This window comes from Acinetobacter sp. YH12108 (assembly GCF_013419055.1).
Classification (GTDB): domain Bacteria; phylum Pseudomonadota; class Gammaproteobacteria; order Pseudomonadales; family Moraxellaceae; genus Acinetobacter.
Genome location: NZ_VPAW01000037.1, coordinates 1 through 15,933, shown reverse-complemented (window position 1 = coordinate 15,933; position 15,933 = coordinate 1). Strand labels below are relative to the sequence as shown.

16 protein-coding genes and 1 pseudogene are annotated in these 15,933 nt (G+C 38.5%); 6 read left to right on the top strand and 11 right to left on the bottom strand.

All coding sequences use genetic code 11. The features are described 5' to 3' along the window. Positions 1-166 precede the first annotated feature (166 nt). The 7 genes and pseudogenes from FTU46_RS15715 to cadR all read right to left on the bottom strand — a co-directional run. Positions 167-346: pseudogene (locus FTU46_RS15715) on the bottom strand (hypothetical protein); the annotation flags it as partial. A gap of 203 nt (positions 347-549) precedes the next feature. Then, complete coding sequence (locus tag FTU46_RS15710; protein ID WP_004665978.1) at positions 550-1,449, bottom strand: cation diffusion facilitator family transporter; 900 nt, start codon at positions 1,447-1,449, stop codon at positions 550-552. Between the two features lie 85 nt (positions 1,450-1,534). Then, positions 1,535-4,693, bottom strand: coding sequence for an efflux RND transporter permease subunit (locus tag FTU46_RS15705; RefSeq protein WP_004281852.1), 3,159 nt, complete (start codon positions 4,691-4,693; stop codon positions 1,535-1,537). After that, the gene (locus FTU46_RS15700; RefSeq protein ID WP_004281853.1) at positions 4,683-5,918 is read right to left on the bottom strand and encodes an efflux RND transporter periplasmic adaptor subunit; all 1,236 of its coding nucleotides are present in this window, start codon (positions 5,916-5,918) and stop codon (positions 4,683-4,685) included. The genes FTU46_RS15705 and FTU46_RS15700 overlap by 11 nt, the downstream gene beginning before the upstream one ends. Before the next feature lies 1 nt (position 5,919). After that, complete coding sequence (locus tag FTU46_RS15695) at positions 5,920-7,287, bottom strand: TolC family protein (protein ID WP_004281854.1); 1,368 nt, start codon at positions 7,285-7,287, stop codon at positions 5,920-5,922. Between the two features lie 49 nt (positions 7,288-7,336). After that, positions 7,337-7,747: a hypothetical protein gene (locus tag FTU46_RS15690; protein ID WP_004733191.1), complete on the bottom strand. Its 411-nt coding sequence runs from the start codon at positions 7,745-7,747 to the stop codon at positions 7,337-7,339. Between the two features lie 142 nt (positions 7,748-7,889). Beyond that, positions 7,890-8,282, bottom strand: coding sequence for a Cd(II)/Pb(II)-responsive transcriptional regulator (gene cadR / locus FTU46_RS15685; protein ID WP_004281856.1), 393 nt, complete (start codon positions 8,280-8,282; stop codon positions 7,890-7,892). Between the two features lie 90 nt (positions 8,283-8,372). Between cadR and FTU46_RS15680 the strand changes: the two genes are divergently transcribed. Further along, the gene (locus FTU46_RS15680) at positions 8,373-9,653 is read left to right on the top strand and encodes a cation transporter (protein WP_104500112.1); all 1,281 of its coding nucleotides are present in this window, start codon (positions 8,373-8,375) and stop codon (positions 9,651-9,653) included. Between the two features lie 215 nt (positions 9,654-9,868). Here FTU46_RS15680 and FTU46_RS15675 read toward each other — a convergent pair whose 3' ends face one another. Beyond that, a complete protein-coding gene (locus FTU46_RS15675) occupies positions 9,869-10,435 on the bottom strand; it encodes a recombinase family protein (RefSeq protein WP_104470814.1) in 567 nt (188 codons plus the stop codon). Between the two features lie 548 nt (positions 10,436-10,983). On the opposite strand from FTU46_RS15675, the gene FTU46_RS15670 reads away from it, so the two are divergent. The 4 genes from FTU46_RS15670 to FTU46_RS15655 all read left to right on the top strand — a co-directional run bounded on the left by FTU46_RS15670 (position 10,984) and on the right by FTU46_RS15655 (position 13,059). Then, the gene (locus FTU46_RS15670) at positions 10,984-11,493 is read left to right on the top strand and encodes a DinB family protein (protein WP_180004258.1); all 510 of its coding nucleotides are present in this window, start codon (positions 10,984-10,986) and stop codon (positions 11,491-11,493) included. Between the two features lie 140 nt (positions 11,494-11,633). Further along, on the top strand, positions 11,634-12,356 hold the full coding sequence (locus tag FTU46_RS15665; RefSeq protein ID WP_180105305.1) for a hypothetical protein: 723 nt from the start codon (positions 11,634-11,636) through the stop codon (positions 12,354-12,356). 53 nt (positions 12,357-12,409) lie between these two features. Further along, a complete protein-coding gene (locus tag FTU46_RS15660) occupies positions 12,410-12,730 on the top strand; it encodes a type II toxin-antitoxin system HicA family toxin (RefSeq protein WP_257224671.1) in 321 nt (106 codons plus the stop codon). Beyond that, positions 12,727-13,059 carry a type II toxin-antitoxin system HicB family antitoxin gene (locus tag FTU46_RS15655; protein ID WP_004812232.1) on the top strand — a complete coding sequence of 111 codons (333 nt, stop codon included), beginning with the start codon at positions 12,727-12,729 and terminating at the stop codon, positions 13,057-13,059. The genes FTU46_RS15660 and FTU46_RS15655 overlap by 4 nt, the downstream gene beginning before the upstream one ends. Before the next feature lie 111 nt (positions 13,060-13,170). Here the strand turns inward: FTU46_RS15655 and arsH are convergent, their stop codons facing one another. From arsH to FTU46_RS15640, 3 genes are read right to left on the bottom strand one after another with little or no spacing between them, the layout of a single operon-like run. After that, a complete protein-coding gene (gene arsH, locus FTU46_RS15650; protein WP_166138391.1) occupies positions 13,171-13,875 on the bottom strand; it encodes an arsenical resistance protein ArsH in 705 nt (234 codons plus the stop codon). 5 nt (positions 13,876-13,880) lie between these two features. Next, on the bottom strand, positions 13,881-14,921 hold the full coding sequence (arsB, locus tag FTU46_RS15645) for an ACR3 family arsenite efflux transporter (protein WP_180105304.1): 1,041 nt from the start codon (positions 14,919-14,921) through the stop codon (positions 13,881-13,883). A gap of 4 nt (positions 14,922-14,925) precedes the next feature. Continuing rightward, positions 14,926-15,240 (bottom strand): metalloregulator ArsR/SmtB family transcription factor, encoded by a 315-nt coding sequence (locus FTU46_RS15640; RefSeq protein ID WP_166138385.1) that lies wholly within the window; start codon positions 15,238-15,240, stop codon positions 14,926-14,928. Positions 15,241-15,322: 82 nt separating this feature from the next. Here FTU46_RS15640 and arsC point away from each other — a divergent pair, with 82 nt between their 5' ends. Continuing rightward, entirely contained in the window at positions 15,323-15,751 is a 429-nt protein-coding gene (gene arsC / locus FTU46_RS15635; protein ID WP_166138382.1) for an arsenate reductase (glutaredoxin), read from the top strand. Positions 15,752-15,933 lie beyond the last annotated feature (182 nt).

Here is a 15,933-nt window from a genome sequence, read left to right as displayed (position 1 = left end):
TTGATTCATTTGATTCATTTGATTCATTTGATTCATTTGATTCATTTGATTCATTTGATTCATTTGATTCATTTGATTCATTTGATTCATTTGATTCATTTGATTCATTTGATTCATTTGATTCATTTGATTCATTTGATTCATTTGATTCATTTGATTCATTTGATTCATTTGATTCATTTGATTCATTATTTTTAACTTGTTTTTGTTTAGAATTTTCAACTTTAGAAGCTTTTAAATTCTTTTCAAGAAATAACAAGCCGCCATCTGCATAACTAAAACTTGCGATACTAAAGAATGCACTAATTAACAGTAATTTAGTACAAAATTTATTTTTGAATAGCATGTTTATTTACTCTCATTTAATACTTGTTAGATATTCTAACTTTAAAGAATTAACACCCAGAGGACTCATAAATTACATTCTTGTAATTTTAAAATGTCTCAGGATGGTGTTTAAAGTGCGTGTGATAAATAGAAGTGTAATACAGGAAAATGGTAAGGTTTATCAGCCTAGTCATCTGTCCATTATGTAGAAAGAGCAGCACTTTAATGTTTATGCTGTTCCAATGTATTACATTCCTTACTTTCTATTTGTAACGTAATTTCAGTAATACTATGATTATGTTTTAGAACGTCTAAGGCCTTTTGATAGAGCTGATCTGGATCGCTATTAGGAGCAACCAAATGAGCAGTTAAATGAATGTTTTTTGAAGATATAGCCCAGACTTTCAACTGATGAATCCCTTCAACACCCTCTAGCATCAATAAATCATTTCTTAACGACTCAATATCAATCTCATCAGGAACCCCTTCAAGCAAAATATGGATACTTTGTTTTAATAAAACCCAAGTTCGAGGTAAAACCCAGAAGCCAATTAACACAGCGATTACGGTATCTACCCACATCCACTGGGTAAAATAAATGACCACTCCTCCGATAATCACGCCTATCGATCCCAGTGCATCACTAAGGACTTCTAAATATGCGCCTTTCACATTTAGACTTTCTTGAGCACTCGCAGAAAGGATTTTCATTGAAATCAAATTTATGACCAAACCAATGACTGCGACAATCATCATTCCAACACTTTGAATTTCAGCAGGATGCGTAAAGCGTTGGTAAGCTTCATAGACAATATATATCGCCACCACAAAAAGCATCACTGCATTAAACAGAGCCGCTAAAATTTCGAATCGCTGATAGCCAAAAGTTCTTTTATCATCTGCGGCTTTTTTACCAATTTTGATAGCAGCAAGAGCAATAGCTAATGCGGCTACATCAGTAAACATGTGAGCGGCATCAGACAGTAATGCTAAACTTTGGGTAATAAAAGCAGCGACAACTTCTACTATTAAGAAAGTAGTCGTTAAACCCAAAGCAAACATTAATTTCTTACTATTTCCTTCAGTAACAACCGCATGGCTATGATCATGATGTTCTGACATAAAATTTTCCTTATTCAATCCATGATTAGCAGAGATACTTGAGACAGGCTCAATATCTCTGCTAAAAATTGCTTAATCTAATGGATTAAGAAGCTTTCTTTTCATTCATCCAGCGGTACAGTACGGGCAATAAAACCAATGTAAGCAGGGTAGAGGAGATAATTCCTCCAATAACCACTGTTGCTAAAGGTCTCTGTACTTCTGCCCCAGTTCCGGTTGCCAAAGCCATCGGGACAAACCCAAGGGACGCCACACAAGCTGTCATCAGCACAGGTCTAAGACGCAAAATTGCACCCTGCCACGTTGCATAATAAAGGTCATATTGTTGTCGCAACTCTTTGATAAAGGTAAGCATGACTAAGCCATTCAGTACAGCCACCCCCGATAGTGCAATGAAGCCAACCCCTGCTGACATGGATAATGGAATGTCACGCAACCACAACGCGATTAAGCCTCCACATAAGGCAAACGGTACACCACTAAAGACCAGTAAGCTTTCTTTGATATTATGGAATACAGCCATCAATAAAATAAAGATCGTCAACAATGCGAGCGGAACCACCAATTGCATACGCGCTTTTGCAGACATCAGATTTTGAAATTGACCGCCATAATCTATCCAATAACCGCTTGGTAATTCCTGTTTGGATAACGTGCTCTGAAGCTCTGTTACGAATGAGCCTAAATCACGTCCTTCTACATTTGCAGTAATAACCACTCGACGTTTACCATTTTCACGGCTGACCTGATTAATACCCAGGATATTTTCAACGCGTGCCACATCTTGCAGTTGGACTAAACCACCATTCGGCAATTGAATAGGAAGTACCGCTAACTGTTCAGGACTACGCTGGGATTCATCTAGACGGATGACAAAATCAAAACGCTTGTCTCCCTGTAAAATTGTTCCAACATTCTGGCCACCGACACTTGTAGCTACCAGATCCTGAATTGCTCTTACCGACAAGCCATATTGTGCAGCTCTGGACTTATCCACCTCTACATTCAACAAGGGTAAGCCACTGGTCTGTTCTACATTAACGGCTGTCGCGCCTGAAATTGAGTTAATTTTTTGAGAAATCTTATTCGCTTCACGATTCAGAATTTCCATATCATCGCCAAATAATTTGACACCCACATCACTTCGCACCCCTGAAATTAACTCGTTAAAACGCAGTTCAATGGGTTGCGAGAACTCACTGTTATTTCCCGGCAATGTCGCTAAGAAAGTAATCATTCTTTGGCGAAGCTCATCAATCGTTTGTTTTGGATCAGGCCATTCATCATGAGGTTTTAACAGTACCACGCCATCTGAAATGTTGGGTGGCATGACATCTGTGGCCACTTCTGCTGTACCGGTACGGGCAAAGATTGCTTTAATTTCAGGAAATTCTTTCAACAGTAACTTTTCAGTATTTTCCTGCATTCTCAGTGACTGTTCTAACCCTGTACTTGGGGAACGCATTTGCTGAACAGCAAAATCACCTTCACCCAGTTGAGGTGCAAACTCGCTACCTGTTTGAGTGGCTAGCACGCCCGTAAGCACTAAAATACAGGCAGCCACAATAGTCACAAATAAACGAAGCTCATAGGCTTTATCTAAAAGCAGTTCATATTTGGTTTTAAGCCAATGCATCCAGCGACTTTCGGTTTCCTTGACTTCTCCAGTGACAAATAGGGCAACTGCGGCTGGCACAAAAGTGACAGATAAAATCATGGCCCCAATTAAAGCCAGTACAACAGTCATTGCCATAGGATGGAAAAGTTTGGCTTCTACACCCGTCAGGGTAAAGATAGGTAGATAAACCACCAAAATAATTAACTGTCCAAAAATCAGAGGACGACGCGCCTGTTTTGCAGCCAAGAAGACTTCTTTAAATCTTTCAGAACGGCTAAGTAAACCACCTTTCAGCTTCTGAGCTTCTGCTAGCCGACGGATACAGTTTTCTACAATAACCACTGCACCATCAATAATAATACCGAAGTCCAGTGCCCCTAAACTCATCAGATTTGCACTAATCTTCTGCTCTGCCATTCCCGTCAAGGTAAACAGCATTGACAGTGGAATAACGCAAGCCGTGATCAGCGCAGCACGGAAATTACCTAGAAAGAGAAATAAAATAACAATGACGAGGATTGCACCCTCAATCAAATTTTTCTGAACGGTTTTGATCGCCCGATCAACCAAATGCGTACGGTCATACACAGTCTCAATCACCACACCTTTAGGTAGCGATTGCTGGATCGATTGCACCTTTTCATCAATGGCTTGAGCAACGGTACGGCTATTTTCTCCCATCATCATCATGGCAATACCCAATACAGTTTCTTCACCATTATAGGTTGCAGCCCCTGTTCTCAAGTCATGACCAATTGAGACATTGGCGACATCTGCCACCCGAATCGGATAGCCGTTTTTATTGGCAATACTGATGTTCTGGATATCTTCAATCGTGTTTAAAGTGCCGGGAACACGAACCGTTAGCTGTTGTCCATTTTTCTCAATATAGCCAGCACCACGGTTTTCATTATTCTCTGTTAAGGCAGTTTGTAAATCAGACAAAGGAATTTGCAATTGTTGCAATCGGTTCAGATCCGGGGCAACCACATAGGTTTTATTAAAGCCACCAATGCTGTTGATCTCCGCAACGCCTTTTACGCGCTGTAATTGTGGCCTTACAATCCAATCCTGAATTTCACGTAAATCCATAGCCGAATAAGCGGTCCCATCCGGTTTTTTAGCATTTGGTTCGGCTTTAATCACCCATTGATAGATTTCACCTAAACCTGTCGAAATAGGTGACATGTTAGGTTGCACATCTTCAGGCATTTCTCCCATTGCTTCTTGCAAGCGCTGGTTGATAAGCTGTCTGGCCCAGTAAATATCCGTGCCATCTTCAAAAATGATGGTCACTTGCGATAAGCCGTAGCGTGAAATAGAACGGGTTTGTTCCATTTTCGGCATGCCTGACATGGCATTCTCGATTGGATATGTAATCCGCTGTTCCATTTCTAAAGCCGTAAAACCATTGGCTGAAGTGTTAATCTGCACCTGAGTATTGGTAATATCTGGTACAGCATCAATCGGTAACTTTTGATAACTATAAATACCAATAGCAATCCAAGCCGCAATAAACAGCATGACCCAGATTGCGTTATGGATAGAAAACTGGATCAGTCGATCAAACAGTCCTTCAGGTTTTACCGATTCGTGGTCTGGAATTTGAGGAGTTTCAGTGCTCATGTGAAGCCTCTCCTTTTTCCAGCTCGGATTTCAGTAAAAAACTGCCTTGAGCGGCATATTTTTGTCCCTGACTAAGCCCACTCACCACTTCAATCCATTGGCTCTCCCCAGATGATTGCCCTAATTTCACAGGTTGCGGACTGAATTCAACTTTTTGTCCATGCTGAGTGGCGACAAAAACCACATCTTTTCCATCGACATTCTGAACTGCGGACTTAAGTACCCGTAATGCGGTACTTTCACTCCGTTGTTGCAACTGTACGTTCACCATCAAGTTTGGACGTAATTCGGTTGCATTCGATTCAACTTTTGCTCGCACCTGAAGACGACCTGTTTGAATATCCGCTTCAGTATTTAAAGTCTGAATAACAGCTTGATAAACCTTTTCTGTTTGCAAGGATTTAAATTCGATCTTTTGATTCGGGGCTAAGCCCATAATTTCAGAATTTGGAACAATAAACTCAAGCCAGAGTTGATCTAACCGGTCTATCGTAAAGAGTTGATCGGCTAACTGAACATTTTCCCCGAGAACCAAATCCTTTTTACTGATCACGCCAGAAATGGGAGCTTTCAAAATATAGCGTCCGTTACTGGCATTCACTGCACCAAATGCACTTAAACGTGATTGGGCCGCTTGAACCTGAATTTGTGCCCGTTTATAGCTGTTATAAGCACGTTGATAGTCCTGTTTTGCTGAAATGCCCTGTGACCAAAGCTGACGCTCACGATCATAGTCTTGTTTCGCCAGTTCAAGGTTGGTTTGTTCAATTTTAAGATTGGCCTGCTGATCAACTAGATCAGGAACAAGCAACGCAGCCAAAGGCTGTCCTTTCTGAACTTTTTGACCGAGTTCTACATAGACATTTTCTACATGACCACTAAAACTCGGTGAGACGTGCGCTTGCTGGTCAGTATTCACATTCAGTTTGGCAGGATAAGAACTTAATTTAACCACCGGGCCTTGATCGACCGCTGATAATTGTATGCCCTGTTCCACCAGTTGCTTGGCAGTCAGGCTCACACCTTCTGCATGCTCTTCGGTTTCACCGCCATGTTCTTCTCCGCTTTCTTCCTCTGCATGTTCATCTGATGTTTCCGATTTATTCTTACCAGTTAAGATCAAAAAAATACTGAGGAGTACGGTAGCGCCGATAACCAAACTAATCAGTAGAGGTTGAGAGATTTTTCCGCTCTGTTTTTTTAAGCTGTTTTTAAGATCGAACATGTTAATTTCCCCCACCAATGACAGGCATGGCCTGTATGTCTTGCCATAAGTTTTGATTGATTTGTGCAATAGCATCTTTCGACATGACTTCACTTGGGCTAATGCCTAAGCTCAAACTTTCTGCTTCAATGGCCTTTTGCCAGCCATCCCGTAACAACTGGACTTTACGCAGACGGATGTCTTGTAATTGAAGCGTGGCTTGCTGAACATCGGTTAAAGCAAACTTGCCTGCCAAGAAACCTTGTAGCGTCTTACTTTGAACTTGAGTCGCCAAAGGAATTTGAGTCTCGTCAACGACTTTGAATTGCAGCTCTAAACCCTGCAACTCGGTTAAAATTGTGCCTATTTGCAGCGCATTTTGCTTCAGATAAAACTCTTTCTGACGCTCTAATAAGTTCATTTTTTCTTGCGCGATTTTTATGCCATTTTGCTGACGATCGAAAATATTAAGCGGTACACTGACTCCGACTACTAATTGATTTTGTGTGGAGTTTTCCAAGGATTGGGTGCGGTTGACACCTAGGTTTAAAGTGGGGTTAGGACGTGCCTTTGCCCTTAGTTGATCAACCGTTGCTTGAGACTCTAATACCAGTAAAGCTCGATATTTCTCAACGTAGTTTTCCGCTAAATATTCTTGAACCTGTTCATGAGTCGATTTTGGCCAGAGCTTTTGTGAAGAGAGGTTTACCTGCAATGACTTATCAGACGTACCCCATAAATTTGATAATTGTTGGGTGGCCACTTGTACCTGTAAGTCTGCCTGTCTAAAAAGACGGATATTTTCAGCATGGCTTAAACGTGCGCGATTTACATCTACTTGGGCAATACTGCCTGCATTAAAGCGCTTTTCGATTGCTTGAAGGTTTTCTTGGCTCACCCGAAGTTGTTCATTGACAATGTTTTTTTCAAGTTCAGCAATGGCCAGTTGTGACCATACATATTTCACTGCAAGCTCAATTTGTGCTTGATAAATCTTCTGTTTCAGCGCTGTTTTATCTGTAGAGAGACTGGCTAATTTTTGGTTTGCTCTTCGCTCACCAAAAATATCCAAGGGTTGTGATATGCCAATGGTAAGCTCTTTTTCATTATTTGAACCAAATCCCGTTTGTTCAACTGACAGTTCAGGATTTTTAAACAGCTTACTTTGCTGAAGATTCGTGGCATTAATGCTGTTTTGCGTTTCCCAGAAATTTTGGGACGCTTGATATTGGTTAACCTGCTCAATAGCTTGCTGCAGCGTTAAATCTTGAGTACTGGCGACTACGGAAGTACTGAAGCTGATCATTGCAGATAGCAAGATACCGCTACCTAAGGCTGACCAGGATAAATTCAGGATGGAGGTATCCTGATGTAATTTGTTTTTTGACATGAAAATGCCCCACGCATAATGAAATTAGGAGTGGTGGGCTTTTATAAGACTACCCCACCAATAGTAGGGGCAAATCGGGAGGCGGGGTTAATTGATCCAGATAAGGGGGTTTATAAAAAGTTATTCCCAAATAAGTTGGGGTAATGCCGGTCTCAAAATTAGCTTTAAGCTTCAGATCATCGGGTGGGTCAATCTGAATCACGATTGTATTTGAGAAATGACTGCACTTTTCGTTAAAACAAACCTTCTGACAATAGTCATAGATTTCTTTATAGTTTTCTAGGGAATAAAGTGCTTGACGAGGACTATCACTCTTTTCGTCTAAATCGATTGGATTAGAGAGTATTGAATTGGGTATGTTTGGCATTTCATGCAGACAAGCAGCCTCTGCCACACTCCAAATATTCTGGAATGTGAATAAGAGTACCAATATCTGGATTAGAAATGTTTTTCTCTTCATACACAAATCTGTATTTAAAACACCAATCGGAAGCTAACCAAAGCTATCTAAGATCTGATCACAAAATTTAAGTCACCTTAATCTTTTTGCAGCCTTAAGTAAAGATATACAGAGTTTTTGAAAAAAGCATAGGTCTAGATAATCAAGCTAGATTTTTTAAAACTCCACATTGGTCAATTGTACATAAGCCATCACAAGTACCTCTTAAATCAGATAATTGTTCAATAAGCTTTTGTTGCTTGATTATATTTTCTCTGATAGCACTGACATGTAAGTCAATTAATTCATTCACATCTGAACAATTTTTCTTGGGATTATCTTTATAGGTGAGTAATTGACGAATTTCATTCAAACTCATATTTAAAGTTCGGCAATTCAAAATAAACTTAATTCGCTCAACATAGCCTATATCGTAAAGGCGGTAATTTCCTTCTGTTCTTTCGGGTTCCGGAATTAAACCTTCCTTTTCATAAAACCTAATTGTTAATACTGAACATGAGGTTTTTTTAGAGAGTTCACCAATTTTTAAATGCATTGAGTTGGTATTTCCAAAAAATCTTGACTCTATAGTAACTATAGGGATTCTAATATTCAAAGTTTATAAATTTTTTTAATGGGTATAACTATGAGTGGTTGTGGATGTAGTAAAGAAACACCATGCGAAGATAAGAAATCTCAACAAGAAAATCATCCATCAATTGCAGAAGCAAGCAATTCAAAGAATTGTGATAATACGCCTAGCTGTTGTGGTGAAGAGGAAGAAGAAAAATCTTCATCTCCTTGCTGTAACACTTCAAACAGTTGTGAAGATACCGCTCAATCCTGTTGTGGTTCTGATCCCAAAGAAAATTTAAGCACTGAAAACGTTTTAAAAGATTCGCACTACATGAGTGAATACTTAGTTCCCAAAATGGATTGTTCTGCGGAAGAACAGATGGTTCGTATGGCGCTATCTTCAATTGATGGTGTTCAAAAACTCATCTTTGATTTACCTAACCGTTCTTTAAAGGTTCTACATAATCAAAAAGATGAAAATATAACCACCAAACTTGAAGGACTGGGTTTTGGGGCAAAGCTTGTGAAGACTGAAACTTATATAAGCAATCAACAGGCCAAGCAAACAAGTACCTACACCATTCCTAAAATGGATTGCTCTGCTGAAGAGCAAATGGTCCGTATGACTCTTGCAGATCTTGAAGCAGTTAAAGGTCTTACTTTTGATCTTCCCAATCGAAAACTGAAAGTCTTCCATAATGAAGGGATTCAGCAAATTACGGCCAAACTTGAAGGACTGGGTTTTGGGGCGAAACTTGATGAAACACAGCTTTCTTCAGGTGACCTACCCAATGAACCTGATCCTGTAAGACAAGCTAAAGTACTTAAACTGTTATTAGGCATTAATGCTCTACTGTTCTTTATAGAATTCATCAGCGGTATTATTGCTGCTTCTACAGGATTGATTGCTGATTCTCTAGATATGTTTGCCGATGCAGCCGTTTATGGTATTGCGCTATATGCCGTCGGGAAAGCTGCGAAATATCAAGTAAAAGCAGCTCATTTTGCAGGCTGGATTCAGTTATTACTCGCTGTCATCGTGATTGTTGACGTCATTAGACGATTCATGTTTGGAAGCGAGCCAGAATCAACGCTCATGATTGTTATTGGCCTGCTCGCACTTATAGCTAACGTGACATGCTTATATCTTATTTCTGGTCATCGAGAAGATGGCGCACATATGAAAGCCAGTTGGATTTTCTCAGCGAATGACGTTGTGGTAAATATGGGCGTCATATTTGCCGGTGTACTCGTGGCATGGACGGGATCAGCTTATCCAGACTTAATCATTGGTATACTGGTTTCTTTATTCGTACTTAATGGTGCTCGAAAGATTTTGGCTTTGAAGTAAGGTACAACAAGAGTTATACCGAGCGAACCAATACTAAAAACCCCAGCAGGATGCCGGGGTTTTTTCTTTTCTAAACATCTGGGGTGATTGATTAAATGGTCATCTAAAATCAGTATGATAGTTCAATCTCCCCCCTCGAATAGGCTTTTTCATAGATTTATCACATTCCCTCATTTTCATAAGCTAAACTAAATATAGTCGAAAATTCAATTGAGTTATTCCCCGGCTTTTAAATAGCGGTATACCGCTTGACGACTAATACCGAATGCCTGACCTAATGCCATTTTTGAAGGATATTTCCCTTCCTTCCATGCTTGTCGTAAAGCTTCAGCCTGCTCAGGTTTCAATTTATGTACCCGACCTTTGTACTTCCCTTGAGCTGATGCCAGTTTAATTCCTTCCTTTTGCCGCTCCAGAATAATCTCACGTTCGAACTGTGCAAAAGCACCCATCAGTTGCAGCATCAAATTATCCATCGGAGTGGATTGGGCCGTAAAAGTAATATTTTCTTTTACAAACTGGATGGAGATCCCTCGTTTGACCAGTTTATCTACTTCAGTCACCAAATCTTTTAAGCTTCGCGCAAAACGATCCATGGAATGTACTATCACCTGGTCTCCTTCCCGGACATAATTCAACATTTCTTGAAATTTCGGTCGGTCGGTATTTTTACCTGACGCACGATCAACAAAAATCCGGTCGACTTCAATTCCCTCAAGTTGACGTCCAGTGTTTTGCTCGACAGAACTGACCCGGACATACCCTACTTTTTGGCCTTTCACTTTTTCACGCCCCAATTGAAGAAAAATGAACAATTTCGTAAATTATAAATTTTTAATACCAAAGTTACATGTTATATATGATTAAAAATCATTTAAATGGTACATAATTTTACGAACTTTTATGCTGTTACTTTAGGGTATACTCTAAAAACACAAAAATAAAAAATTATAAAATCTGATAAGTGACCGTCACACGACACATAAGTTGTCATTGATAAAAACCTTCATTATTGGAGGTTTTTATCAAGTCTCATATTAATTTTAGAAAATTAAAACTTTATGGGTTTTCCAAAATCAATAATTACTTGGACGTTTATTCTTCTTTTATCGGGACATTGTTTCTGCTTTAGGGTTAAATAAGACTACATAAAACCGTGGAACATTGCTCAATAATTAAGCGTGGAACAAGAAAAAACATAAAAAAAGCCCGAACAGTGATGCTCAGGCTATAAACTTTGAAATAAGTATATGAATTTCAAGGTAAATTATAACACGTTTCGTATAAGGTGTATTATGTTAATTTTAGGGAAATTAAAGAGTACAAGTAAATGGATTTAAAAACTTTTGAATTATTAGCTCGATATAACGTTTGGTCTACTCACAAATTAAATCAGGTTTTGAAGAATATTTCTAATGATGATTTCAATGCCAATCATGGACTTTATTTCAAAAGTATCGCTGGAACTTTAAATCATTTGCTTGTTGGTGAGCACTATCTGTGGTTTCCTCGTTTTTTAGCGAAACCTTCACCTGTACTCAAGTTAAATACCATCATAGAAAATGATAAAGATAAGCTGATTTCTCAGCTAGAAGACAAGGCTCATAACTGGATAGATTTTTTAAAAGATGTTGATGTGGAAAAATTTAAATATGATTTACAGTACAAAACATCTACAGGTAAAGATATGAAGTTGCCTTATGCAGCCACTCTATTGCATGTTTTTAATCATGGGACTCATCACAGAGGACAAATCACAGCAGCTCTAACGTCAATGGGATATCTTTGCCCTGAGATCGACTTAGTCTACATGCTAATTGAAGAAAATCAGCCTACTTAACATAATGGCGATTATACGAAATTTTTAAATTTCTTTAATTATCATAAGGATAATCTCATTTTTTAAATTTCGTATAACGCGTATTATGTTAATTTTAGGAAAGCTCACTAATCATCAAATTAAAAATATAAGAGAGACTTATGGACTCATATCTTAATTCAGGAGCTGGTTTTCCTGCTGGAACACGTATAAATACAGACAAAGGTTTAATCGCCATTCAGAACATTAAAGTCGGAGATTTAGTACTGTCAAAGCCGAAAAATGGTGACGGAGAGTTATGCTATAAACCTGTTATAAGAATATCTACTTGTGAGAATAGTGAGATTTGGGAGCTAATCTATTTCCAAATTAAAGCAAATACAGATTTATCAAAATTAAATAAAAGCAAATTATTGCAACTTTCTCGCAAAGGAAAAATGGTCAGTCATATGCTGAGGTCTAATCAGACATTCTGGGTTAAGAATATTGGATGGACGCGCTTGGATGAGTTGAAGAACGGTCAAGCTATAGAAACATCTGATCAAGAAATCATTGGTCTTGTTTTTATGGTGAATCCATTACGAAAAACAAGTATGGAAAATGTGGCTGGAAGTTACCATCCTAGCAATATATTTAATGCGGATAAAAAAGGTTTTGATATTGATAATGTTGAATATTTTACTTTTATCGAATATGGCTTAGAAGGACCTATCGCATGTATAGGTGATGATAATGTACCTAGTCCAATATGTGTTAATGGTGAAAGTGTTCACGTTCTCTCAGAGACATTCCGATTAAAAACTTACAGCTTTGACGTTGAGGATGATTATACTTGCTTTATTACGAAGCTAGGATTGTGGGTTAATAATACTGCCTATAAATAATATAAGAAATAAATTACTAATTTTCTTATTTAACATAATGGCGGTTATATGAAATGCAACTAAATTCAGTTGCATTTTTTAATTTCAAGGGACTATACTTAGTCGTAACTGAGTACGGCAAAAATATGGGTAAAACGGAAAAGTTATTGGAAAAATTTGGAAATTCAAAAAATACGTTTCCATATAAAGATTTAGTCGTTTTACTGAGCCAGCTCGGCTATGAAAAATTTGAAATGGCAGGCTCTCGTGTTCGGTTTTTTAATGAAAAAACTGAACATATGATTTTACTGCATAGACCACACCCTGAAAATGAAATCAAAGGTGGGGCATTGAAAGCTGTAAAACAGGCACTCAAGCAGGAGGGATTTTTATGAGCTATTTAAAATACAAAGGTTATCTCGGAACAATTGAGCCTGATCTTGAAACAGGTGAGTTATTTGGAAAACTTGCTTTTATTCGTGATCTTATTACCTATGAAGCGGAAACTTTAAAAGCCCTTGAGAAAGCTTTTCAGGAATCTGTAGACGGCTATTTAGAATCATGTGCTGAACTAGGAAAATCTCCTGATCAACCATTCAAAGGCACTTTTAATGTCCGTATTAGTCCTGAATTACACCGTAAGGCGGTTTTAGCATCAAGTAATTCTCTAAATGCCTTTGTCAGTGATGCGATTCAAGAAAAGTTAATGCGTCTAGGTGCGTAATTTATTGAAGCCTAGGCTACTACCTAAAAATTGAAAAACTCAGCAAAAATGGGAGCTTAAAGCTCCCATTTTTAGTTTCATATAAGGTGTATTATGTTAATTTTAGGAAATCTAAATACTCTTTTGATTCACACGCTTTGAAAGCTCTTCTGCACTTTCTACACGTTCAGAGTAACGGTCAGTGAGATACGAGGACTGTCCCCTGGTTAAAAGCGTAAATTTATAAAGTTCTTCCATCACATCGACAATCCTCATGTAATAAGAAGAAGGCTTCATACGACCATCCTCTTCAAACTCCAGAAATGCTTTAGGAACTGAGGACTGATTTGGTATCGTGATCATACGCATCCAACGCCCTAAAATACGTAATTGATTTACAGCATTAAAGGATTGCGAACCTCCACAAACTTGCATTACAGCTAAGGTTTTACCTTGCGTTGCACGGATTGCACCCGCTGCTAATGGAATCCAATCAATTTGAGCTTTTAATATTGAACTCATTGAGCCATGACGCTCAGGAGAACACCAAACCATGCCCTCTGACCATGCTAATAGCTCATGCAGTTCTTTGACCTTTGGATGTTGCATATCACCATCTTCAGGCAGAGGTAGCCCTTTTGGATGGAAGATTTTCACTTCCGCACCAAAATATTCAAGAATTCGACCAGCTTCCTGAATAGCTAAACGGCTATATGATCGATCACGATTTGAGCCATACAGAAGCAGTATTCTTGGAGGATGTTCAAGGTTCTTTGCCTGAACTTTTTCTAAAGTCGGTTTTTCCAAAAGACTAAGATCAATATTTGGTAAGTTCATTAGCTTCATGCCTCTTTAAAAACTTTTTTTCTCAGCCATAGCGAAACTGTCACTAAGGCAATCAATACAGGCACTTCAACAAGCGGTCCAATCACTGTTGTGAAAGCCACAGGTGAAGCTAATCCAAAAGTGGCAATCGCTACAGCAAGTGCTAATTCAAAATTGTTGCCTGCCGCAGTAAAGGAAATAGCAGTTGTTTTAGGATAATCGTTACCCATCCACTTACTCATAAAGAAGCTGATGAAGAACATCGCAACAAAGTAAATTGTCAAAGGAATAGCGATCCTAAGTACATCTAGAGGAAGGCTAACCACTTCACCACCTTTAAGGCTAAACATGGCTATAATCGTGAATAAAAGCGCAATAAGGCTGATTGGGCTAATCTTTGGGATAAATCTAGATTGATACCAATCCACCCCCTTCTGTTTGACTAAAATCAACCGAGTTAAAAATCCAAGTAAGAACGGAATACCTAGATAAATAAGAACAGCATAGGTAATTGTCCAAAAGCTCACATTAATGATTTGTGCTTCTACCCCAAAGAATGGTGGTAAGAAGGTTAAGAATAACCAGGCATAAGTACTAAAGAATAAGATCTGGAAGATACTGTTAAACGCGACTAAGGCAGCGACATACTGATTGTCACCACATGCCAAGCCATTCCAAACCAAGACCATAGCAATACATCTGGCCAAACCAATCAGAATGAGACCAGTCATATATTCAGGATAGGAGTGCAAAAAAATGATTGCCAAACCAAACATTAAGCAAGGTGCTATTAGCCAGTTTTGAACGAGAGATAATGTAAGGGTTCGCTTGTCCTCAAATACTTTAGGCAAAGTCGCATAGTCTACTTTGGCAAGTGGTGGATACATCATCAAAATAAGCCCTATTGCGATAGGGATATTCACTGAATTAATGCTTAATTGATCGAGTACCACAGATGCTTGAGGAGAAAATACACCAATACCTACTCCTAATGCCATGGCAATGAAAATCCATAGCGTTAGATTTCGATCTAAGAATGAGAGCTTTGATCCGGACATTGAATTACTCGCATTGCATAGAGATAGATAAGTTGCTTGCAGATTTATTCAGTACTTCATCATTTAAGACATTGAGCACTGCATTTACCCATTCTGGTAAATCAGGATTTAATCGGTAATACACCCATTGTCCCTTACGCTCATCTAACAAAATTGAGAGATTACGAAGTAAAGCCAGATGACGAGAAATCTTAGGTTGGCTCAGTTGTAATATCTCTGTGATTTCACAAACACATACATTTTGTCTTGCTAAAATAATTTTTAAAATATCTAGACGTGTCGGGTCAGATAGGCATTTAAAGAAATCTGCTTGATCCATAATCTACACTCCAATATATGCTATTGCGAATATACGCATATCCATATATAAATGCAATATTATTAAGTTCTGAGTTAATCCAATGTCATCGAAAGTTAAGATCTATCACAACCCAGCTTGCGGAACATCAAGAAATACATTAGCTCTCATTCGAAATACAGGAGAAGAACCTGAAATTATTGAATACCTTAATACCCCTCCGAGTAAGAGCGAACTCATTAATTTAATTGAAAACGCAGGGATTTCTGTACGTGAAGCTATTCGCAAAAATGTAGAACCCTTTGAAACGCTCAAGTTGGATCAGCAGCACTGGACAAATGAACAGCTCATTAATTTTATGCTTGAGTATCCAATTTTAATTAATCGTCCATTTGTAGTGACTGAGTTAGGCGTAAAACTATGTAGACCATCTGAACTCGTTTTAGATATTTTGTCTGCGCCTCAATTAGGAGCTTTTACCAAAGAGGATGGTGAAATAATCATCGATAAAAATGGTAAGCGGATTAAATAAATCCGCCTCATTTAACATAAAAACTCTTATACGAAGGCAAAAATGGGGGCTATAAGCCACTGCTGTCCCATAGTTTGCTTTAAATAAAAAAACCTGAGTCCTAACAGTTAAAATATGAGTGCAAACAAACACTTTAACGACCAGGATTCAGGTTTTGTCACATCAGAATACCGTATTTCATG